The sequence below is a fragment of the Stenotrophomonas sp. YJH_SMC_48-3 genome (genome assembly GCF_059369375.1).
Window position 1 is genome coordinate 529,239 of sequence record NZ_JCAFSQ010000001.1, and the last position, 22,178, is coordinate 551,416.

Sequence of the window (22,178 nt, forward strand, 5' to 3'; positions counted from 1 at the left end):
CCTGGAGATCTGCCGTGACCGTTGCCAACCCCCTGCTCGATTTTTCCGGCCTGCCGCGCTTCGAGGCGATCCGCCCCGAGCACGTCGCGCCGGCGCTGGATGTGCTGCTGGCCGAGGCCGAAGCCGCCGTCAGCGCGGCCGAGCAGGTGCAGCCGGTGCGTTGGGAGACCTTCGTCACCCCGTTGGACGACGCGACCGAGCGACTGTGGCGCGCCTGGGGCCTGGTCGGCCACCTGCAGGGCGTGGTCAACACCCCGGAACTGCGCGAGGCCTACAACAGCAACCTGCCGCGGGTGACCCGCTTCGCCAGTGCGCTGGGGCAGAACCTGGCGCTGTATCGGCAGTACCAGGCGCTGGCCGCCAGCCCGGAGGCGGCGCATTTCGATGAAGCCCAGCGCAAGGTGCTGGACAACACCCTGCGCGACTTCCGCCTGGGCGGCGCCGAGCTGGCGCCCGAGGCCCAGCAGCGTTTTGCTGCGATCAAGGAAGAACTGTCGGCGCTGTCGGCGAAGTTCTCGCAGAACGTGCTCGACGCTACCGATGCCTGGTCGCTGATCATCGAAGACGAAGCGCGGCTGAAGGGCCTGCCGGAAGACGTGAAGGCCACCGCGCATGCCGCAGCACGGAAGGACGGCAAGGCCGGCTGGAAACTGACCCTGCAGATGCCGTGCTACCTGCCAGTGCAGACCTGGGGCGAGGACCGCGACCTGCGCGAGATCCTGTACCGCGCCAGCGCCCAGCGTGCGTCCGAATTCGGCGATGACGCACTGGACAACAGCGGCAACATCGACCGCATCCTGGCCCTGCGCGCCGAACTGGCTGCGTTGCTCGGCTTCGATTCGTACGGCCATTACTCGGTGGCGACCAAGATGGCGCAGGACCCGGCCGAAGTGCTCGGTTTCCTGCGTGACCTGGCCTCGCGCGCCAAGCCGTTCGCCGCCAGGGACCGCGCCGAGCTGGAGCAGTTCGCACGCGAGCAGCTGGGCATCGATGCCCTGCAGGCCTGGGACCTGGCGTTCGCCGCCGACCGCCTGAAGCAGGCGCGTTACAGCTATTCCGAGCAGGAGGTGAAGCAGTATTTCACCGAGCCGAAGGTGCTGGGCGGCCTGTTCTCGGTGATCGAGCAGCTGTATGGCGTGCATGTGCAGGAGGACAGCGCGCCGGTCTGGCACGAAGACGTGCGCTTCTTCCGCCTGGTCGATGCGCAGGGCGCGCTGGTCGGCCAGTTCTACCTGGACCTGTACGCACGCGAGGGCAAGCGCGGCGGGGCGTGGATGGATGATTGCCGCAACCGTCGCGTGCGCGCCGACGGCAGCGTGCAGACGCCGCTGGTCTACCTGGTGTGCAACTTCGGCCGGGGTGCCAACGGCAAGCCGGCCACCTTCAGCCACAACGAAGTGACCACGCTGTTCCATGAGATGGGCCACGGACTGCACCAGCTGCTGACCCGCATCGGCGAACTGGGCGTGGCCGGCATCAACGGCGTGGAGTGGGACGCGGTCGAGCTGCCCAGCCAGTTCATGGAGAACTTCTGCTGGGAATGGGAGCACCTTCAGGCGATGACCGCGCATGTGGACAGTGGCGAGCCGCTGCCACGCGCGCTGTACGAGCGCATGCTGGCTGCACGCAACTTCCATAGCGGCATGGCCACCGTCCGCCAGCTGGAGTTCGGCCTGTTCGACATGCTGCTGCACAGCCAGTTCGAGCCAGCGCAGGACAGCGTGCTGGCGCTGCTCGACCGCGTGCGCGCGGAAGTGGCGGTGAACCACCCGCCGGCCTGGAACCGCTTCCCGCACCAGTTCAGCCACATCTTCGCGGGGGGCTATGCGGCCGGCTACTACAGCTACAAGTGGGCCGAGGTGCTGAGCGCCGATGCCTACGCCGCGTTCGAGGAAGCGCCGCATGCGCTCGCGGAAACCGGTGCACGCTTCCGTGATGAGATCCTGTCGCGCGGTGGCAGCCGCCCGGCGGCGGAGAACTTCAGGGCTTTCCGCGGCCGTGCACCGCAGATCGACGCGCTGCTGCGTCACTCGGGCATGGCGTAAGGCGTCGGGTAGGTGCCAACCTTGGTTGGCACTTCACCGCCCTCCACGCATGGCGTGGATCTACCGGAACGCCGGCCAACGGCCGGCACTACCGGTGGTGGGTCATTCGGCGTAGATCATCTTCCGGGTCATGCCGCCGTCGACGATGAAATCCTGGCCGGTGCTGAAGCCGGACAGCGACGACAGCAGGTATACCGCGAGCGCGCCGATGTCCTCGGGGTGGCCGACCCGGCCGACCGGATGCTGTGCGTGGTCGATGGCCGAGTACTCCGGCGCGTGTCGCCGTGAGGGTGCCTGCTACTCGCTGGTGCCGATCCAGCCCGGGCTGATGCTGTTCACCCGCACCGCCGGTCCGGCGCTGATCGCCAGCGCATGGGTGAAGGCCACCAGGCCACCCTTGGCCGCCGCATAGGCCTCGCTGTGCGCTTCGGATTGCCAGGCGCGGGTCGAGGCGATGTTGATGATGGCGCCGGCGGCGCTGGCTGTCAGCGCCGGCAACGCGTGCTTGCTGCACAGGAAAGCGCCGTGCAGCGACGACAGGCGGCGCTGCCATTCATCCCAGTCCATGTCCTGCAGCCGCGAGCCGTGCGCACCGGCGATGCCCGCGTTGTTGACCAGCCCGTCGATGCGACCAAAACGCTGCAGGGCCGTGGCAATGAAGTCGCGCACACTGGCTTCGTCGGTAATGTCCAGGTGCTGGAATGCGGCGTCCTCACCGCGTTGCCACTCGCGCAGGCAGGCCTGGCCGGCTTCCACGTCCAGGTCGCCGATCAACACGCGGCCACCTGCACCGAGCACGCACTGGGCGATGCCACGGCCGATGCCGTTGGCGCCGCCGGTGACCAGCACCACCTTGCCCGACAGTGGCGCGGCCGGCCAAGCGGCGATCGGCGGCACCGTGCTCACGACAGGTCTTCGCCACGCAGGCGGCGATGCCAGCCGTCCACGCCGATACGGTCCAAGGTCTGGATGTTGCGCTCGACGATCACGTCCGGATCAGGGAACGCGTCCACCGCGCGCGCCACGCTGTCTTCGCGCAGCAGGTGCAGGGTGGGGAATGGCGCACGGTTGGTGTAGTTGCTGGCATCGCCCGGCGCCACGCCTTCGAACTGGTAGTCCGGATGGAAGCTGGCCACCTGTAGGATGCCCTGCAGGTCCAGTGCCTCGATCGCCGCATCGGCGTTGTCGAGGAAGTCGTTGTAGTCGAGGAAATCGGTCAGCACCTGCGGATGCACGATCAGCGTGGTATCGATCTGCTCGGCCGGCGTATCGCGCAGCAGGACCAGTTCCTCGGCCAGCTGCTCAACCAGGGCTTCCGTCGTGGTCGCATCGCTGAGCACGATGCGAACCTGGTCCTTCACATACACCGCCTTGGCGAACGGGCACAGGTTCAGGCCGACGACGATGCGCTCCAGCCACAGGCGGGTGGCGGCGATCGGGTCATCGGTGGGCAGGTGGGTGTCGGTCATGGCGGGCACGTCGGCTGGCGGGGCGGACATTGTAGGCAGTGTGCCGCTGCCGCGCTGTTCACTGTGCAGGAACTGGACAGTCGCCATGCTGGAAATTCCCGCCGATTCAAGCCCTTGCGGGCGACCGCTGGATGGCCGATTGCCTGTCGCGGACGGCGGGCGTGGAATGGACGCACGACACAGGAGGACACCCATGACTGCATCTTCCCCGTGGCTGCCGGATGCCCTTTGGGCCGGCGCCTTCTTCGATGGTCATTGGCAGGCGGCCGAGCAACGGCAGCCGGTGATCGAGCCGGCCACCGGCAACACCCTCGGCGAAATCGGCCTGGCCGACCCGGCGCAGGTAGCGCGTTCGGCGGCGGCCGCTGCACAGGCGCAACAGGCGTGGGCGTCAGCGCCTTACGAGCAGCGCGCGGAGGTGCTGCGCAACGCGGCACGCCTGGCCGAGCAACACATCGACACCCTGGTGGAGTGGCTGGTGCGCGAAAGCGGCTCGACACGGCTCAAGGCCGGCTTCGAAGCGAAGGTGACGATCAAGGCGCTGCACGAAGCTGCGGCGCTACCGTCGCGCAGCACCGGCGAGATCCTGCCCTCCGAGCCGGGTTGGCTGAACCTGGCGCGACGCCGGCCGCTGGGCGTGGTCGGCGTCATCTCGCCCTTCAACTTCCCGCTGTACCTGGCCATGCGCGCGGTGGCGCCGGCCATCGCGCTGGGCAATGCAGTGGTGCTCAAGCCGGACCCGCGCACGGCGGTGTGCGGCGGCGCGGTGATCGCACGCCTGTTCGAACAGGCCGGTCTGCCGGCCGGCGTGCTGCACATGCTGCCCGGCGATGGCGCGGCCGGTGCAGCGCTGACCAGCGATCCGCACGTGGCGATGATCCAGTTCACCGGTTCAACCGCCGCTGGACGCAAGGTCGGCGAAGCGGCGGGCAAGCACCTGAAGAAGGTCTCGCTGGAGCTGGGCGGCAAGAACTCGCTGATCATTCTCGACGATGCCGACCTCGACCTGGCGGTGGCCAACACCGCGTGGGGCGTCTACCTGCACCAGGGCCAGATCTGCATGGCGACCGGCCGCGTGCTGGTGCAGCGGAAGATCCATGACGCATTCCTGCAGAAGCTGGTGGCCAAGGCCAATTCGCTGAAGGTGGGGGATCCGGCACGCGAAGAGGTGGCCATCGGCCCGCTGATCAATGCCGGCCAGCGTGACCACGCCGCGCGCGTGGTCGAGCAGGCGCTGCAGGCCGGTGCTTCGCTGGAGGCAGGCGGTACGCACCGCGATCTGTTCTTCGCGCCGACCGTGCTTGGCAACGTCTCTGCCGACAATCCAGCCTTCAACGAAGAGATCTTCGCGCCAGTGGCGGTGGTCGTGCCGTTCGACGATGACGACGATGCCGTGCGCCTGGCCAACCACAGCGAGTACGGGCTGTCGATGGCGATCGTGTCCAGCAACGTCGGCCGCGCGCTGAAGATCGGCGAGCGCCTGCGCACCGGCCTGCTGCACATCAACGACCAGACTGTGAATGACGAGGTGATCAATCCCTTCGGCGGCGTCGGTGCGTCCGGCAACGGCACCAGCATCGGTGGCCCCGCCAACGGGGAAGAGTTCACCCAGTGGCAGTGGTTGACCGTCAAGGGCGAAGCGCCCGCTTACCCGATCTGATCGAAGGAGCCATCACGATGAACGACAAGACCACAACCCACGAGATTACCGCCGTCGTGGTCCGCGGCAAAGAACAGCCCTTCGTCATCGAGCAGGCCCGGCTGCGTGGCCCGCAGGACGACGAGGTATTGGTGAAGGTAGTGGCGACGGGCCTGTGCCACACCGACCTGATCGTGCGCGACCAGTACTACCCGGTGCCGCTGCCGGCAGTGCTCGGCCATGAGGGGGCTGGCATCGTTGAGGCGGTGGGCCCGAACGTGCGCGACCTCAAGGTGGGCGACCATGTGGTGCTGACCTATGGCGCCTGCGGTCACTGCAATCCCTGCCGGGGCGGCCACGGTGCCTACTGCAAGGACTTCTTTGCGCTGAACTTTGGTGGCGACGATGGCCACGGCCATACCGCGATCACCGATGCGCAGGGTCAGCCGCTGCACGACCATTTCTTCGCGCAGTCTTCGTTTGCCACCTTCGCCATCGCGCGCGAGATCAACGCGATCAAGGTACCCGACGATGCGCCGCTGGAACTGCTGGGCCCGCTGGGCTGCGGCATCCAGACCGGTGCCGGTGCGGTGCTCAATTCGCTGCAGGTGCGCTCGGGCAGCAGTTTCGCCAGCTACGGTGCCGGCGCGGTGGGCCTGAGTGCGGTGATGGCGGCGAAGGTGGCCGGTGCCACCACCATCATCGCCATCGACGTAGTGCCCTCGCGGCTGGAGCTCGCGCTGGAACTGGGCGCCACCCACGTGGTGAACAGCCGCGAGACCGACGTGATCGAGGCCGTACGCGCGATCACCGGCGGTGGTGCGGACTTCGCGCTGGAATCGACCGGTCGCCCCGAGGTGCTGTCGGCGGGTATCGAGGCGCTGGGCGGCTTGGGCATGATGGGCGTGGTCGGCGCACCGAAGCTGGGCACCACCGCCAGTTTCGATGTGAACAACCTGCTGCTCGGTGGTCGCAGCATCCGCGGCATCGTGGAAGGCGACAGCGTGCCGCAGGTGTTCATTCCGCAGCTGGTCACGCTGTTCCTGCAGGGCCGCTTCCCGTTCGACAAGCTGGTGAAGTTCTACCCGCTGGAACAGATCAACCAGGCGGCGGAGGACAGTACGAAGGGAATCACGCTCAAGCCGATCCTGCGCATCGCGGCCTGAGCAGAGGGTGGGGTTGCAGGGCTGCGCCCTGCACCCGCCGAAGCAATGACAAACGCCAGAGCAACAGCAGAAGCTGGATTCTTGAGGTTGGCGGAGTGGGTCCGGTTGCGGGGGCCGCTGCAAGTACGTCCATGTAAGCTCGGTCGCGCCATCCATGGCGCTCACGCCCCCGCAACCGGACCCACCCCGCCTGCGACAATTTCCCGCTGCTGTTGGTGGATGCCGACCGTTGGTCGGCACGGGGTCGGATCCGTTTTCCAAAGGGAGACGGCTCTGACCCCGTGTTTGAACCGCTGGCGGAAACATTTCGTTGTCGGAACGTAACGTGGCGTTGCCGCTGGCGGGTGTACGCTGCGTCCATGATGGCCACGACAGTCGGGCAGCAACAACTGATGGCGGCACGTGCCGCTTTCGCCGAGGGCGATGCGCGCTCATTGGGCGTGTTGCCGCTGCCGCTGCAGCAGTCATGGCTGCGTTCGCGCGCGGCCGGCCTGCTGCCCGGGCAGGAGCCGGACTATCGACCGCTGCTGGGTGATGGCCGGCATCTTTCCGATCCCGGCGACCGTCGGCTCGCGCGCTGCGTGCGGCCGGAGCTGGAACAGCTGTGGGCCGCCTTTGGCGGGCGTGGCTGGACGATGTTCTGTGCCAACCGTGAGGGCATGGTGATCGCGCAGCAGGCCCATGGCCTGGAAGATGCACCGCTGCTGCGCCCGATCCAGGTCGGGCGGAGGCTGGGCGAGGGCGAGATCGGCACCACGGCACCGGCAGTCAGCCTGGCCGACGACCTGCCTGCGCTGGTACGGGGCAATGAACACTACCTGCAGCGGTTCGCCCCGGTGTTCTGCCTCAGCGAGCCACTGCACGATCTCGATGGGCAGGTATGCGGGGTGATCGATATCACCGGCCTGGGTGAGCGCGATCCCTCGTTGCTGCAGGGCTACTTCCGGCAGGCCGCGCTGGCCAGCGAGAACCGGTTGTTCCACGCGCTTGCCGACGTGCACCTGCTGGCGCTGCAGCATGATCCGCGCTGGCTGGCGTCGCCATTGCAGGGGCTGCTGGCGGTGCAGGAGGATGGCCAGCTGCGCGCGGCCAACCGTGTTGCGCGGCGCCTGCTGGGCCTGCCGCGTCGGGGACCATTGCCGTTGTTGAACCTGGAAAGCGTGTTTGCCGGCGCCAGTGCCGCGCAGCGGCGGCGCCTGCTGCAACCCGGGGCGCCGCATCGGGTGCGGGTAGGCGAGGGCAGTGCGGTTTACCTGCAGCACCTGCAGGCGCCGCGCAAGGTCGCTGGCCGCAGCGCGCAAAGCCCTCCAGCGGCGACGATGAATGCACCGCTGCTGCGTGATCAGCAGCGTGAAGCGGCGCGCCGTGCGGCGCAGGCGGCGGACGGCAATCTGAGCCTGGCCGCTCGCCAGCTGGGCATCTCGCGCACCACGCTGTACAAGCTGCTGCGCGGTTGACGTTGCAGTCCGCCGGGCATGGCCCGGCGGGCAGATCAATCGCGGAAATTGTTGAACTGCAGCGGCAGCTCGAACTTGCCGGCCTTGAGCACGGAGATGGCGTCCTGCAGGTCATCGCGCTTCTTGCCCTGCACGCGCAGCTTGTCGCCGTTGATCTGGCTTTCGACCTTCAGCTTGGCCTCCTTCAGCGCAGCGGCGATCTTCTTGGCGACCTTCTGCTCGATGCCCTGCTTGACGGTGATCTTCTGCCGGGCCTGGGCCAGGTTGGTCTCGATGTCGCCGAATTCGAGGCTGAGCACATCGATGCCGCGCGCGGCCAGGCGTGCACGCAGGATGTCGTTCATCTGCTTGAGCTGGAACTCGGTCGGCGCGAACTGGTTGATCACATCGCCATCGCGCTCGAACTTGGCATCCACGCCCTTGAAATCGAAGCGGGTGGCCAGTTCGCGGTTGGCCTGGTCGATGGCGTTGGTCAGTTCGTGGGTGTCGACTTCGGACACGACGTCGAAGGAAGGCATGGCGATGCTCCGCAGGATTCAGTGGCAGCCATTCTATCGCGAGGGCCCTATGCCCGCCCTTTATAGCGCCGAGCCCACGCTCGGCTGCTTTGTGAAGAGCAGCCGAGCGTGGGCTCGGCTCTACAGAAAGCGACGACCGGGCGATAATGGGCCATGAACGTGCAACGCTCTCCCTCGCGCGCAGTGGCCTGGATGGTCGCTGCGGTCGCCTGCTTCTCGCTGATGGACGCCGGCATGAAGCAGTTGTCGGCCAGCTATCCCACCCTGGAAGTGACCTTCCTGCGCGGCGCGGCCTCGTTGCCGTTCGTGCTGGTCTGGGTGCTGGCCAGCGCCGGGCCGCGTTCACTGGTGCCGCGCCGCTGGGGGCTGCACCTGCTGCGTGGTGCGCTGGGCATGGCGATGATCGGCTGCTTCGTGTTCGCCCTGCGCGACCTGCCGCTGTCCACTGCCTACACCATCTATTTCGTTGCCCCGCTGCTGATCGCTGCGCTGTCGGTGCCGCTGCTGGGCGAACGGGTCGGGCCGCGGCGCTGGGTGGCCATCGGCATCGGCCTGGTCGGCGTGCTGGTCGTGCTGCGGCCGGGCGTGGACGGCTTCATTTCGGTGCCTGGGCTGATGGTGCTGGCCGCGGCCACCGCCTATGCCGTAGCCGCGATCACGGTCAGCCTGCTGACCCGCACCGATACCTCGCAGTCGATGGTGGTCTGGTTCCTGGTGATCATGGCCATCGGTGCCGGCCTGCTGGCCCTTCCCGGCTGGGTGCCACTGCAACTGGCACATGCGCCGCTGATCGGCGGCATGGGCCTGGCCGGAGCGCTGGGCCAGATCGCCCTGACCAGGGCCTTCCAGCTGGGCGAGGCCTCGATGATCGCGCCGCTGGAGTACAGCGGGCTGGTCTGGGTGATCGGCTGGGACCTGGCGTTCTGGGGCCAGCTGCCCGATGGCTATACCTGGGTGGGGGCGGCGATCATCGTTGCGTCCGGCCTGTACCTGCTGCATCGCGAGCGGGTGAACCGGCAGGAGCCGCCGAAGCCGTTGGACCACCCCTGAGCCGGGGTAGGGCCGGCCGGCGGCCGGCAACCCCTCGCGCCGGAGGGACCGCTGCAGGTGCCGGCCAGCGGCCGGCGCTACCGCGGGCAGCGGCTTAGAACCAAAAGGAATAACATTCTGGCCCATGGCGCGGGCGCGCGACCGCCTGCGCTGGTAGGCTGCACGCCCCCTTCCGTCACCCAGCCGGTGAGCCACGCCCGTGATCGAGTTCCAGCGCCTGCACAAATCCTATGCCGTTGCCGGCCGCGCAGTGAGCGCGCTGCAGCCGCTGGACCTGACCATCGAGGCCGGTGAGGTATTCGGCATCATCGGCCATTCCGGCGCCGGCAAGTCGACGCTGATCCGCATGATCAACCGCTTGGAAGAACCCAGTGGTGGGCGTCTGCTGATCGGTGGCGAGGATGTCACCGCACTGGACGCGGACGGCCTGCGCGCGCTGCGCCGGCGCATCGGCATGATCTTCCAGCACTTCAACCTGCTGTCGTCGCGCACGGTGGCCGGCAACGTCGCCTTCCCGCTGGAGCTGGCCGGCACGCCGAAGGCGGAGATCGACGCACGCGTGGTCGAGCTGCTGCAGACCGTTGGCCTGGAAGCGCATGCGCAGAAGTATCCGGCGCAGCTGTCCGGTGGCCAGAAGCAGCGCGTCGGCATTGCCCGCGCACTTGCAACGCGTCCGCAGATCCTGTTGTGCGACGAGGCCACCAGTGCGCTCGATCCGCAGACCACGGCATCGGTGCTGTCGCTGCTGTCGAAGATCAATCGCGAGCTGGGCCTGACCATCGTGCTGATCACCCACGAGATGGACGTGATCCGCCGCGTCTGCGACCGCGTCGCCGTGCTCGACGCCGGCCAGATGGTCGAGACCGGGCCGGTCACCCGGGTATTCCTGCATCCACAGCATCCGACCACGCGCCGTTTCGTCAGCGAATCGGAGCACATGGACGAAGGTGCGCTGCATCGCGATTTCGATGCCGTCGGTGGCCGCATCGTGCGGCTGACGTTCCTCGGTGGCGACACCTACGAACCCCTGCTCGGCAGCGTCGCGCGGCAGACCGGGGTCGACTACAACATCCTGTCCGGCCGTATCGACCGGATCAAGGACACCCCGTATGGCCAGCTGGTCGTCGCCCTGGTGGGCGGTGACCAGTCCGCCGCGCAGGCCGCGTTCGTGGCCGCCGGCGTGCACGTTGAGGAACTGCGTCGATGATCATCGCTACTGCCGGCGGCTTCTTCCGCCACCTGGATGCGGACAAGTGGGTGGATATCGGCAAGGCCACCCTCGAGACGCTGCTGATGATGGCCGGCTCGCTGCCGCTTACCCTGGCCATCGGCCTGCCGATGGGCGTGCTGCTGTACGTGTTCGGCGCGCCGCAGATGAAACGCCGGCCACTGGCCTATGGCGCGCTGGCGATCGTGGTGAACCTGCTGCGTTCGGTACCCTTCATCATCCTGATGGTGGTGTTGATCCCGGTGTCGCTGTGGTTGATGGGCCAGTCGATCGGCGTGCTCGGCACGTTGCCGGCGCTGGTCATCGGTGCGGCGCCGTTCTACGCGCGCCTGGTGGAAACCGCGCTGCGCGAAGTGGACCGCGGCGTGGTCGAGGCCGCGCAGTCGATGGGTGCCACCACCTGGCAACTGGTCACCCGGGTGCTGCTTCCCGAGGCGCGGCCGGGCCTGATTGCCGCCGCCACGGTCACTACCGTTGCTCTGGTTGGCTTCACTGCCATGGGCGGCGCGATCGGTTCCGGCGGCCTGGGCGACCTGGCGCTGCGCGAAGGCTACCAGCGCAACCGCACCGACGTGGCCCTGGTTACCGTGGTGGTGCTGCTGATCCTGGTGCAGCTGCTGCAGATGCTCGGCGACCGCCTGGTCGCGCACTACACCCGCAAGTAGCCCGCCTCAGATAGTGCCGGCCGCTGGCCGGCAACGATGCGCTGCTCCAGGTGTGCCGGAGCTGCCGGCCAGCGGCCGGCACTACATCTGCGCCCGGCGCTCTCTCAACGCACGTTGGGTACTTCGTAACCCAGCTTGCCGACCTGCTCCGGGCGCTGTGGCACACGCTTGAGCTTGTCGGTGTTCACCCCGTATTCGTCACGCAGGCGCTCGGCCAGTTCCTTGTAGAGGCCCTTGTCCATGTCCGGTGTGCGCGAGAAGATCCAGGCCATCTCGCGGCCCGGGTAGCCGATCAGTGCCCAGGAATAATCCGGTGCTACTTCCAGCACCCGTGAATGGGTAGGCACCACGCGATAGAACCAGGTGCGCCAGCCGTGATTGCCGCTGTCCGGATCGACACTGGCGCGTGCGCGGATCTCCTGCAGGGGTTCGCCGAAGCCATCACGATAGCGGTAGGTGATGCCGACCTTGTGCGCGTCGCGCAGTTCGTACTCGTTGACGCTGGCCACATGGCCGCGCTCGACGAAGTTCGGCACGCGGCCAATCACGTACCAGGTACCCATGAAGCGCTTCAGGTCGATCGGCGCATCCGGGTCGGCGACGCGTGGGGCGCTGGCACGGGGCGATGGCGGCTCGCTGGCGGCCACGGCGGGGCCCGCCAGGGACAGGGCCAAGAGCATGGCGCAGAGCGGGCGGATCGAAGTCATGCGGGAGCGGGCTCAGGAGGGCTTTGCGTGAGCATGGTCGACTGAGCGTGCGCGATCCGTCAATGGTGTCGCAGCCTTTGAGAAGGGCATTGACCAAGCTGTGTTGCACTGTCTACCGGAGAAGCCCCATGAACGCACGTTCCGTCCGTCGCCCTGCAGCTGAACGCGTCAGCCTTGAACGTGCCGACCCGCGCCTGCTGCGCAGCGTGCGGCAGTTGGCCCTGGCCGGTGTGGCACTGGTCCTGGTCTGGCCGGCCGCGCGTGGTAGCAGCGCATGGCTGGGCTGGTTGCCGATGTGGCTGGTGGGCATGCCGCTGGTGGCCTGGTGGGCGCTGCTGCGCTTCCCGTTGCCTCGCCTGTCGTGGCTGCGGCGGGCGCGTCACACCGGTGGACAGGCGGACCGACGCGGTGGCGGTGCGGCCCGCCGCCGTCGGGGCGCCACCGCCGCGGCCTGACCTTCGACACGGGGGCGACAGCGGTGATCCATGCTAGCGTTCCAGGGCTTATGACTGCCTGGAGCTGCAATGTCACGATTCGCTTCCGCCTGCCTGTTGGCTGGCATGATGACCGCTGCCTCGGTGGGGACCGCCGTGGCCGCTGAAGACACCGACCGTTACGCCTGGCTCGAAGACGTAACCGGCGACAAGCCGCTGGCCTGGGTCAAGGAACAGAACGCCAAGTCCGAGGCGCGCCTTGCGCAGACCCCGGCATTCAAGCAGATGGAAGCCAGCATCCGCGAGGTGCTCGACTCCGATGCCAAGATTCCCGCCGTGCAGAAGATCGGCGACTACTACTACAACTTCTGGAAGGACCAGCAGCACGAGCGTGGCCTGTGGCGACGCACCACCCTGGCCGAATACCGCAAGGCCTCGCCGCAGTGGGAAACCGTGCTCGACCTGGATGCACTGAACAAGGCCGAGGGTGAGAACTGGGTCTGGCACGGCGCCGATTGCCTGCGCCCGGACTACAGCCGTTGCCTGATCGCGTTGTCGCGCGGCGGCGCCGATGCCGACGTCACCCGCGAATTCGACCTGGCCAACAAGACCTGGATCAAGGATGGCTTCTTCCGTCCGGAGTCGAAGGGCGGCCTCAACTGGATCGACCGCGATACCGTGTTCGTCTACACCGACTTCGGTGCCGGCTCGATGACCACCTCCGGCTACCCGCGCGTGGCCAAGCTGTGGAAGCGTGGCACTCCGATGGCCTCGGCCACGACGGTTTACGAAGGCAAGCCGGAAGACATGTACATCGCGGCGACGCACGATGACACTCCGGGCTTCGAACGCAACCTGGTCAGCCGCACGCTCGCCTTCTACAACAACGAGATCTATCTGCGCGGTGACGATGGCACGCTGACCAAGATCGACGCGCCGAATTCGGCCGAGAAGGGCCTGCACAAGCAATGGCTGACCCTGGAGCTGCGTGATCCGTGGACTGTCGGGGGCAAGACCTATGCGCCCGGTTCGTTGCTGGCCACCAAGCTGGATGACTTCCTGGCCGGCAAGCGCGAGTTCGACGTGCTGTTCACCCCGACCGCGACCACCTCGCTGGCCAGCGCCACCTGGACCAGGAACCATCTGGTGCTGAACGTGCTGGACGACGTCAAGAACCGCCTGTCGGTGCTGACGCCGGGCGCCAATGGCTGGCAGACCAGCCGCTTCGTTGGTGCACCGGCTTTCGGCACGCTGGGGGTGGCTGCGGTCGACAGCAATGACAGCGACGCGGTGTGGCTGACGGCCACCGACTATCTGACCCCGACCACGCTGGCGCTGGCCGAGATCGGCCAGGCCCCGGAAACGCTGAAGACCATGCCGGCCTTCTTCGATGCCAAGGGCAAGGTGATCGAGCAGCACTTCGCCACCAGCAAGGATGGCACCCGCGTGCCGTACTTCGTTGTGCACGATCGGGCGATGAAACTGGACGGTTCCAATCCGACCCTGCTGTACGGCTACGGTGGCTTCGAGATCTCGCTGACCCCGAGCTATTCCGGTGGCATGGGCCGCGCCTGGCTGGAAAAGGGCGGCGTGTACGTGGTCGCCAACATCCGTGGCGGTGGCGAGTATGGGCCGCGCTGGCACCAGGCGGCACTGAAGCAGAACCGCCACAAGGCCTATGAAGACATGGCCGCGGTGGCGCGCGATCTGGTCAAGCGCAAGATCACCAGCGCCAGGCACCTGGGCGTGCAGGGCGGCAGCAATGGTGGCCTGCTGACCGGCAACATGCTGACCCAGTACCCGGAGCTGTTCGGTGCGGTGGTGGTGCAGGTGCCGCTGCTGGACATGAAGCGCTACAACCACCTGCTGGCAGGCGCATCGTGGATGGCCGAGTACGGCAACCCGGATACCAGCGACTGGGAGTTCATCAAGACCTTCTCGCCGTACCACCTGTTCGATGCGAAGAAGAAGTACCCGCCGGTGCTGTTCACCACGTCCACCCGCGATGACCGCGTGCATCCGGGCCATGCCCGCAAGATGGCGGCGAAGATGATCGACGCCGGCAAGGACGTGACCTACTACGAGAACATCGAAGGTGGCCACGGCGGCGCCGCCAACAACGCGCAGGCCGCACACATGTCGGCGCTGGCCTACAGCTTCCTGTGGGAACGCCTCGGCGGTAAGTGACGGAATGAAAAACGCCGCCTTCGGGCGGCGTTTTTCGTTGGGTCCGCGTATCCACGTGGCGTGGAGCCAGTAGATCCACGTCATGCGTGGATGCTGTTCGCGCAGGGCGATCAGGTGCCCCAGCTCTTCAACCCACGCGCGATCCGCTCCACCGCCTCCTGCAATCGCGGCACTTCCTGGGTATAGGCCAGGCGCACGTGCTGGTTGGCACGATGGAAGCCGAAATCCAGCCCGGGCGTGAATGCCACATGCTCGGTTTCCAGGAAGTGGGTGCAGAACGCCTGCGCATCGTCGGTGAACGCGCTGACGTCTGCGTACAGGTAGAACGCGCCCTGCGGCTCGACCTCGATACGGAAGCCCAGCTCACGCAGTGCGGGCAGCAGGAAGTCGCGACGCTGGCGGAACGCGTCGCGGCGCTGTTCGAAGATCGCCATCGATTCCTCGCTGAAACAGGCGAGGGCGGCATGCTGGGCGATGCTCGAGGCGCTGATGTACAGGTTCTGCGCCAGCTTCTCCAGGTCCGGTACCGCGGCCGGCGGTGCCACCAGCCAGCCCAGCCGCCAGCCGGTCATGCCGAAATACTTGGAGAAGCTGTTCAGCACGAACGCGCTGTCATCCACCTGCAGCACGCTGGGCGCATCCAGGCCATAGGTGAGGCCGTGGTAGATCTCGTCCACCACCAGGTGGCCGCCCCGCGCGTGCAGGGCCTGCGACAGTGCGGCCAGATCGTCGGCGGAAAGCACGGTGCCGGTCGGGTTGGCCGGTGAGGCGACCAGCGCGCCGACGCTGTCGGCATCCCAGTGCTGTTCCACCAGTGACGGGGTCAGCTGGTAGGCGGTCTCCGGCCCGACCGGTACCAGTTGCGCACCGCCTTCCACCAGGCGCAGGAAGTGGCGGTTGCACGGATAGCCGGGGTCCGCCAGCAGCCAGTGGCGGCCGGGATCGACCAGCAGGCTGCTGGCCAGCAGCAGCGCACCGGACCCACCCGGTGTGACCAGGATGCGTTCAGGGTCGATATCCAGCCCGTAATGGCTGCGATAGAAGCCGCTGATGGCCTCACGCAGAGCCGGCAGGCCACGTGCGGCGGTGTAGCGGGTATGACCGGCGGCCAATGCGGCCTGGCCGGCGCGCACGACAGGTTCGGCGGTGGTGAAGTCCGGTTCGCCGATTTCCAGGTGGATCACATCGTGGCCGGCCTGCTCCAGCGCCTGTGCGCGGGCCAGCAGGGACATCACGTGGAATGGAGCGATTTCATGGCTGCGCCGGCTGTAGCCCGGCGTGTGGGGCAGGGTGCTCATGTGCCCATGGTACGCCGCGCGTCTGGGTCATGCGTTCTGGTAGTGCCGGCCGCCGGCCGGCATTCCGACCGTCTCCGGGTTCGTGAGGTTGCTGGCCAGCGGCCGGCACTCCCCATGACGATCCGCAGGGTTGCCCGCAGCCCTCCTGCAACCCAGACTCGGGCACAAGGACGCCATTGCATTGCAGTTCAAGGAACCCCACTACATGAAATCCACTCTCTGCCTGTTGCTCGCCAGCCTGATGACCACTACTGCCACCGCCGCCACTCCGCCTGTTCCGCCGGATGCCGCCAAGCATCCGCATGTGGTCAAGGCGCCGTTCGGCGCGACCCGCAACGATGACTATTACTGGCTGCGCGACGACAAGCGCGAGAACAAGGACATGCTGGCCTACCTGCAGGCCGAGAATGCCTACGCGGACCAGGTGCTGGCGCCGCTCAAGCCGCTCGAAGACACCCTGTACAAGGAGATCGTCGGCCGCATCAAGCAGGACGATTCCAGCGTGCCGGCGCGTGAGCGCGGCTATTGGTACTACAGCCGCTTCGAGACCGGCCAGGACTATCCGATCCACGCGCGCCGCAAGGGCAGCATGGAGGCCGCCGAGGAGATCCTGCTGGACGTCAACGCCATGGCCGCCGGCAAGGGCTATTTCAGCGTCGGCTCGATGGAAGTGAGCCAGGACAACCAGCTGCTGGCCTGGGCCGAGGATGAGGTGGGCCGCCGCCAGTACACGATCCGCTTCAAGGATCTGGCCACCGGCAAGGTGCTGCCCGATGTGATCACCGGCAGTTCCGGCGACCTGGTCTGGGCCGACGACAACCGCACCGTGCTGTATGTCGAGAACGATCCGGAAACGCTGCTGACCGTGCGCGTGAAGAAGCACGTGCTGGGCACTCCAGCCAGCGCCGACACCGTCGTCTACGAAGAGAAGGACGACAGCTTCTACATGGGCATCGGCCGCACCCGCGATGATCGCTTCATCACCATCGGCGTGCACAGCACCGTGTCCTCGGAAGAGCGCTACGCACCGGCCGGCGACCCGACCACGTTCACCGTGCTGGCCCCTCGCCAGCGTGACGTCGAGTACGATGCCGACCACTACGACGGCCGCTGGGTGATCCGCACCAACGACGGCGCGAAGAACTTCAAGCTGGTCACTGCGCCGACCGATGCCACTTCGCGTGCGCAGTGGAAGGACTGGATCGCGCACGACGATGCGGTGTTCATCGAAGGCTTCGAACTGTTCGATGGCTACACCGCCATCGCCGAACGCTCCGAGGGCCTGGAACGCATCCGCCTGCTGTTCAAGGATGGCCGCAGCGACTACGTGAAGGCTGATGAGCCAGCGTACTCGATGGGCCTGGGCGACAACACCGAGGCCGATACGCCCTGGCTGCGCTACGTATACACCTCGATGACCACCCCGACCACCGTGTTCGAGCTGAACACCGCCACCGGCGAACGCCGCCAGCTGAAGGTGCAGCCGGTGATCGGCTATGACGCGTCGAAGTACGAAACCGACCGCGTCTGGATCACCGCACGTGATGGCGTGAAGGTGCCGGTGTCGCTGGTCTACCGCAAGGGCTACCAGAAGGACGGCAAGGGCGCGCTGTTCCAGTACGCCTATGGCAGCTATGGCATGTCGATGGATCCGTACTTCAACCAGACCGCGGTGAGCCTGCTCGACCGCGGCGTGGTGTATGCCATCGCCCACATCCGCGGCGGCCAGGAAATGGGCCGCGACTGGTACGAGAACGGCAAGCTGCTGCACAAGCAGAACACCTTCAACGACTTCATCGACGTCACCCGTGGCCTGGTCGCACAGGGCTGGGCGGCGAAGGATCGCGTGGCCGCGTCCGGTGGCAGCGCCGGCGGCCTGCTGATGGGCGCGGTGGCCAACCAGGCCCCGCAGGATTACCGGGTGATGGTGGCGCAGGTCCCGTTCGTCGACGTGGTCACCACCATGCTCGACCCGACCATTCCGCTGACCACCAATGAGTACGACGAGTGGGGCAACCCGGAACAGAAACAGTATTACGACTACATGCTGTCCTACTCGCCCTACGACAACGTGAAGCGGCAGGCGTACCCGGCGCTGTTCGTGGGTACCGGCCTGTGGGATTCGCAGGTGCAGTACTGGGAGCCGGCCAAGTGGGTGGCCAAGCTGCGTGACGACAACACCGGCCACTACCCGATCCTGTTCCGCACCAACATGGAAGCCGGCCACGGCGGCAAGTCGGGGCGCTTCCAGCGCTACCGCGAGCTGTCCGAGTCGTACGCGTTCGTGCTGCAGCAGCTGGGCATCGCCCAGCCGTGATCGCGACAGGGTGCCGGGCGCTGCCTGGCACCCTGAACCGGTATCCTTGCGGCCATGAGCGCGCCAGATCCTTCCGCCCCTCGCGATGCCGCCACGCCTCCGCGCGTGGTGCGTTTCCGCTGGGCGTGGTGGCTGCTGGCGTATGTCAGCCTCGGCACCGGCATCGTCGGCATCTTCGTGCCGGGCCTGCCGACCACCGTATTCATCCTGATTTCGGCCTGGGCCGCCTCGCGTGGCTCCGAGCGCCTGCACAACTGGCTGCTGCAGCATCCACGCTTCGGCCCGGCCATCGCCAACTGGCAGGCACACGGGGCGGTCAGCCGCTACGGCAAGTGGATGGCCACGATCACCATGGCGGTATGCGCCGCCATCATGCTGTGGTGCGTACCGATTGCCTGGGTGAAGTGGTTCTCGATCGGCAGCATGACCGTGGTGGCGATCTGGCTGTGGACGCGGCCGCTGCCGCCAAAGCAATGATTGCCCGCCGGGCATGGCCCGGCGCTACCTGCGGCGCCCGGTTACGGTAGCGCCGGGCCATGCCCGGCGGATGCGTGGCGTGCCGCCCTGCACCAACCGCTCAGCCGCCAATGGCTATACTCGGGGCATGAAGATCCCCCATCGAAACGCCATCCTGATTCCGCTGGCAGCGGCCTCGCTGCTGCTCCTCGCCGCCTGCGGCAACAAGGGCCCGCTGGTACTGCCGCAGAAGCCGGTGCCGGTGGAAGAAACCGTCGAACCCGCTGCCGAGCCCGCCACCGAGGCGACCCCGGCGGAGGCCCAGGGCGCCGTTGCCCCCGCCACGACCGTCGATCCGGCTGCAACGACCACTCAGCCGGCACCCGCGCCAGCGAAGAAGGCGGGCAGCGGGGATGAGTAAGGCCAGTTCCACGGCGCTGCGCTTCAGCAAGATGCACGGCGCGGGCAATGATTTTGTAGTGATCGACCTGCGTGACGGCACCGCGCCGCCTACGCCCGAACTGGCCGCGCGCCTTGCCGACCGCCACACCGGCGTCGGCTGCGACCAGATCCTGACCATCGAAGCGCCGCGTGCGGAAGGCTCGGCGGCCTCGTACCGCATCTGGAATGCCGACGGTTCCAATTCCGAGCAGTGCGGCAATGGCGCACGCTGCATCGCGGCCTGGCTGGTGCGCCAAGGGAGTGCGCAGGGCGATGCGTTCGTCATCGACAGCCCGCTGGCCAGCCATGAAGTGAAGGTGCTCGGTGACGGACAGTTCGCCGTAACCATGGGCGTGCCTGCCTTCGAGCCGGCCAACGTGCCGCTGATGGGCTTCGCCCATCCGCGCGAGGAATACCTGCTGCCGCTGCAGGGCGAAAGCGTGCGCTTCGCCGCAGTGTCGATGGGCAACCCGCATGCGGTGATCGAAGTCGGCCTGATCGATGCTGCGCCGGTCGAGCGCGTCGGTGCGCTGCTGCAGCAGCATGCTTCGTTCCCGCGCTCGGTGAACGTGGGCTTCGCCCAGGTGATGGGCCCGGCGCACGCCCGCCTGCGCGTGTTCGAGCGCGGCGTCGGCGAAACCCTGGCCTGTGGCAGTGGCGCCTGCGCCGCTGCGGTGACCCTGATGCAGCGCGGCCGCCTGCAGCGCGATGCCCGCATCAGCCTGCCCGGTGGTGACCTGCGCATCCAGTGGCCGGGGGATGGCCAGCCTGTGGTGATGGCCGGCCCGACCGCATTCGTCTTCGAAGGGGAGTGGATGGCATGAGCGAAACCGTCGACAAGCTCGGGGCCCACGAAGTCGCTGCCTGGTTGCGGCGTCATCCCGGCTTCCTCAAGCAGTTCCCGGACCTGGCCCTGACCCTGGTGGTGCCGCGCGATGACGGCCCGACCGCATCGCTGGCCAGCTACCAGCTGGAAGTGCTGCGCGAGAAGAACCGCGAGCTGGCGCGACGGTTGGCCGACCTGGGCGCGACCGCCCAGGTCAACGAGCGGCTGGCGGTGCGCACGCATCAGCTGACCCTGGCACTGATGAAGCAGGACAATGCGGCCGACACTCTGCGTGCGATGGCCGCTTCGTTGCAGGAAGACTTCGCCGGCGACCTGGTGCGGCTGGTGGTGCATGCGCCGGTGGCCGGGCTGGAACAGGCCGACTGGCTGCAGGTGATCGCCGCCGATGATCCGCAACTGGGCCCGTTCCGCGACTGCCTGAAGGACGGCGAGCCGATCTGCGGCCGCCTGCAGCCGGAGAAGAACGCCGTGCTGTACGGCGCGCGCAGCGAGGAGGTGCAGACCACCGCGCTGCTGCCGCTGCCGGGGGTTGGCCTGATCGCGGTCGGCAGCCATGATCCGAACCGTTTCTACCCGGGCATGGGCACGTTGTTCCTGCGCATGATGGGCGACGCCCTGGCCACTGGCCTGAAGCGCTTCCCGAGCTGAGCAGGGCACGACGGCGATGAGCGCGGTACAGGCGTTCCTGCAGCATCTGCAGGTGGAGCGGCGGATGTCGGCGCACACACTCGACGCCTACCGCCGCGACCTGGACGCGCTGTCGGCCTGGGCCGAGCCGCGTGGCGTAGCCGTGAAGGCACTCGATGCCGATGCGTTGCGCCAGTTCGTGGCCGATGAGCATCGGCGCGGGCTGTCGGCCAAGAGCCTGCAGCGCCGCCTGTCGGCCTGCCGCAGCTTCTACGCCTGGCTGCTCAAGCACGGACGCATCGAGGCCAGCCCGGCAGGGACGTTGAAGGCCCCGCGCGCACCGCGCCGGTTGCCGCAGGTGCTCGATGCCGACGAAGCCGTACAGCTGGTCGAGCTTGAACCGGAAGGTGAACTCGGCCGACGTGATCGCGCGCTGCTGGAGCTGTTCTACTCCTCGGGCCTGCGCCTGAGCGAAGTCTGCGCACTGACCTGGCGCGACCTGGATTTCGCCAGCGGCCTGGTCAACGTGCTGGGCAAGGGCAACCGCCAGCGCCGGGTGCCGTTCGGCAGGCCCGCACGCGAAGCGCTGCAGGCGTGGCGTGCCGAAAGTGGTGGCGGCCCGGCCTCGCCGGTGTTTCCTGGCCGCAACGGGCCGATCAGCCAGCGCGCGGTGCAGATCCGCATCCGCCAGCTGGCGCAGCGCCAGGGCCTGTTCAAGCATGTGCATCCGCACATGCTGCGGCACAGTTTCGCCAGCCATATTCTCGAATCGTCCGGCGACCTGCGCGGTGTGCAGGAGCTGCTGGGCCATGCCGACATCGCCACCACGCAGATCTATACCCACCTCGATTTCCAGCACCTGGCCAAGGTCTACGACGCCGCGCATCCGCGCGCGAAGCGCCGACGCAGCAGCGAGGGCAGCGGAGAAAGCTGAACGTTGCCCCTGCGGTGGCCGGTCGCGGGTGGCTTGAAGGGCGCAGCGCAGTCCCCACCTCTGGTTCTGTCACCCCGGAGGCATCATGGACCCCAGTCAGAACCCCAACGTTTTCCACGCCACCACCATCGTCTGCGTCCGTCGCGGCGAGCACGTGGCCATTGCCGGCGACGGCCAGGTCACGCTGGGCCACACCGTGATGAAGGGCAACGCGCGCAAGGTGCGCCGCCTTGGCCGCGACGGCCAGGTGCTGGCCGGTTTCGCCGGTGCCGCCGCCGATGCCTTCACCCTGTTCGAGCTGTTCGAGGCCAAGCTGGAAAAGCACGGCCAGCTGCAGCGCGCTGCGGTCGAGCTGGCCAAGGATTGGCGCACCGAGCGCCGCCTCGGAAAGCTTGAAGCCCTGTTGGCCGTGGCTGACAAGGAAACCTCGCTGATCATCAGCGGCACCGGCGATGTGATCGAACCGGAGGACGGCATCATCGCCATCGGCTCCGGTGGCTCGTATGCACTGTCGGCCGCGCGCGCGCTGATGGCACATACCGAACTGGATGCGCGCACGATTGCCAGTGAAGCGATCGGCATCGCCGGCGACATCTGCATCTACACCAACCGCAACGTAGTGGTCGAGGAGCTGTGACCGCTCTTCTGTAGTGCCGAGCCATGCTCGGCAGGGCTGCCCGTCAGCCGAGCATG

20 protein-coding genes and 1 pseudogene are annotated in these 22,178 nt (G+C 67.3%); 16 read left to right on the top strand and 5 right to left on the bottom strand.

The window, feature by feature from the left end; translation table 11 throughout:
• Positions 1-14: 14 nt before the first annotated feature.
• Positions 15-2,045 (top strand): M3 family metallopeptidase, encoded by a 2,031-nt coding sequence (locus AC5P65_RS02445; protein WP_111098351.1) that lies wholly within the window; start codon positions 15-17, stop codon positions 2,043-2,045.
• A gap of 102 nt (positions 2,046-2,147) precedes the next feature.
• Here AC5P65_RS02445 and AC5P65_RS02450 read toward each other — a convergent pair.
• Positions 2,148-2,951: pseudogene (locus AC5P65_RS02450) on the bottom strand (SDR family oxidoreductase).
• Positions 2,948-3,514 carry a DUF1415 domain-containing protein gene (locus AC5P65_RS02455; RefSeq protein WP_111098362.1) on the bottom strand — a complete coding sequence of 189 codons (567 nt, stop codon included), beginning with the start codon at positions 3,512-3,514 and terminating at the stop codon, positions 2,948-2,950. The pseudogene AC5P65_RS02450 and the gene AC5P65_RS02455 overlap by 4 nt, the downstream one beginning before the upstream one ends.
• 193 nt (positions 3,515-3,707) lie before the next feature.
• Here AC5P65_RS02455 and AC5P65_RS02460 point away from each other — a divergent pair, with 193 nt between their 5' ends.
• The 3 genes from AC5P65_RS02460 to AC5P65_RS02470 all read left to right on the top strand — a co-directional run bounded on the left by AC5P65_RS02460 (position 3,708) and on the right by AC5P65_RS02470 (position 7,776).
• On the top strand, positions 3,708-5,174 hold the full coding sequence (locus tag AC5P65_RS02460; RefSeq protein WP_111098350.1) for a benzaldehyde dehydrogenase: 1,467 nt from the start codon (positions 3,708-3,710) through the stop codon (positions 5,172-5,174).
• A 17-nt stretch (positions 5,175-5,191) separates the two neighbouring features.
• A complete protein-coding gene (locus AC5P65_RS02465; RefSeq protein ID WP_111098349.1) occupies positions 5,192-6,319 on the top strand; it encodes an NAD(P)-dependent alcohol dehydrogenase in 1,128 nt (375 codons plus the stop codon).
• A gap of 359 nt (positions 6,320-6,678) precedes the next feature.
• A complete protein-coding gene (locus AC5P65_RS02470; protein WP_031270503.1) occupies positions 6,679-7,776 on the top strand; it encodes a helix-turn-helix domain-containing protein in 1,098 nt (365 codons plus the stop codon).
• Between the two features lie 35 nt (positions 7,777-7,811).
• On the opposite strand, the gene AC5P65_RS02475 is transcribed toward AC5P65_RS02470, so the two are convergent.
• Positions 7,812-8,294, bottom strand: a complete 483-nt coding sequence (locus AC5P65_RS02475; protein ID WP_019660713.1) for a YajQ family cyclic di-GMP-binding protein — start codon at positions 8,292-8,294, stop codon at positions 7,812-7,814.
• Positions 8,295-8,447: 153 nt separating this feature from the next.
• Here AC5P65_RS02475 and AC5P65_RS02480 point away from each other — a divergent pair, with 153 nt between their 5' ends.
• From AC5P65_RS02480 to AC5P65_RS02490, 3 genes are all read left to right on the top strand, one after another.
• The gene (locus tag AC5P65_RS02480) at positions 8,448-9,344 is read left to right on the top strand and encodes a DMT family transporter (RefSeq protein WP_019660712.1); all 897 of its coding nucleotides are present in this window, start codon (positions 8,448-8,450) and stop codon (positions 9,342-9,344) included.
• Between the two features lie 199 nt (positions 9,345-9,543).
• A complete protein-coding gene (locus AC5P65_RS02485) occupies positions 9,544-10,551 on the top strand; it encodes a methionine ABC transporter ATP-binding protein (protein WP_021203891.1) in 1,008 nt (335 codons plus the stop codon).
• Positions 10,548-11,237 carry a methionine ABC transporter permease gene (locus AC5P65_RS02490; RefSeq protein WP_021203892.1) on the top strand — a complete coding sequence of 230 codons (690 nt, stop codon included), beginning with the start codon at positions 10,548-10,550 and terminating at the stop codon, positions 11,235-11,237. Before AC5P65_RS02485 ends, AC5P65_RS02490 begins: the two co-directional genes overlap by 4 nt.
• Positions 11,238-11,341: 104 nt before the next feature.
• Here the strand turns inward: AC5P65_RS02490 and AC5P65_RS02495 are convergent, their stop codons facing one another.
• The gene (locus AC5P65_RS02495) at positions 11,342-11,944 is read right to left on the bottom strand and encodes a lipocalin family protein (RefSeq protein WP_019660709.1); all 603 of its coding nucleotides are present in this window, start codon (positions 11,942-11,944) and stop codon (positions 11,342-11,344) included.
• A gap of 128 nt (positions 11,945-12,072) precedes the next feature.
• Here AC5P65_RS02495 and AC5P65_RS02500 point away from each other — a divergent pair, with 128 nt between their 5' ends.
• Complete coding sequence (locus tag AC5P65_RS02500) at positions 12,073-12,399, top strand: hypothetical protein (protein WP_021203893.1); 327 nt, start codon at positions 12,073-12,075, stop codon at positions 12,397-12,399.
• A 69-nt stretch (positions 12,400-12,468) separates the two neighbouring features.
• Entirely contained in the window at positions 12,469-14,565 is a 2,097-nt protein-coding gene (locus tag AC5P65_RS02505; protein ID WP_111098347.1) for a prolyl oligopeptidase family serine peptidase, read from the top strand.
• Between the two features lie 110 nt (positions 14,566-14,675).
• On the opposite strand, the gene AC5P65_RS02510 is transcribed toward AC5P65_RS02505, so the two are convergent.
• Positions 14,676-15,863, bottom strand: a complete 1,188-nt coding sequence (locus AC5P65_RS02510) for a pyridoxal phosphate-dependent aminotransferase (protein WP_111098346.1) — start codon at positions 15,861-15,863, stop codon at positions 14,676-14,678.
• 205 nt (positions 15,864-16,068) lie between these two features.
• Between AC5P65_RS02510 and AC5P65_RS02515 the strand changes: the two genes are divergently transcribed.
• From AC5P65_RS02515 to hslV, 7 genes are all read left to right on the top strand, one after another.
• A complete protein-coding gene (locus tag AC5P65_RS02515) occupies positions 16,069-18,180 on the top strand; it encodes a S9 family peptidase (RefSeq protein ID WP_111098702.1) in 2,112 nt (703 codons plus the stop codon).
• 54 nt (positions 18,181-18,234) lie between these two features.
• Complete coding sequence (locus AC5P65_RS02520; RefSeq protein WP_021203896.1) at positions 18,235-18,657, top strand: YbaN family protein; 423 nt, start codon at positions 18,235-18,237, stop codon at positions 18,655-18,657.
• Positions 18,658-18,784: 127 nt separating this feature from the next.
• Positions 18,785-19,057: an LPS translocon maturation chaperone LptM gene (gene lptM / locus AC5P65_RS02525; RefSeq protein WP_031270510.1), complete on the top strand. Its 273-nt coding sequence runs from the start codon at positions 18,785-18,787 to the stop codon at positions 19,055-19,057.
• Positions 19,050-19,901 (top strand): diaminopimelate epimerase, encoded by an 852-nt coding sequence (gene dapF / locus AC5P65_RS02530; protein ID WP_111098675.1) that lies wholly within the window; start codon positions 19,050-19,052, stop codon positions 19,899-19,901. The genes lptM and dapF overlap by 8 nt, the downstream gene beginning before the upstream one ends.
• Complete coding sequence (locus tag AC5P65_RS02535; protein ID WP_019660702.1) at positions 19,898-20,572, top strand: DUF484 family protein; 675 nt, start codon at positions 19,898-19,900, stop codon at positions 20,570-20,572. The genes dapF and AC5P65_RS02535 overlap by 4 nt, the downstream gene beginning before the upstream one ends.
• 16 nt (positions 20,573-20,588) lie before the next feature.
• Positions 20,589-21,485, top strand: coding sequence for a tyrosine recombinase XerC (gene xerC / locus AC5P65_RS02540; RefSeq protein WP_111098676.1), 897 nt, complete (start codon positions 20,589-20,591; stop codon positions 21,483-21,485).
• Between the two features lie 85 nt (positions 21,486-21,570).
• On the top strand, positions 21,571-22,122 hold the full coding sequence (gene hslV, locus AC5P65_RS02545) for an ATP-dependent protease subunit HslV (RefSeq protein WP_005411093.1): 552 nt from the start codon (positions 21,571-21,573) through the stop codon (positions 22,120-22,122).
• The last annotated feature ends 56 nt before the right edge of the window (positions 22,123-22,178 follow it).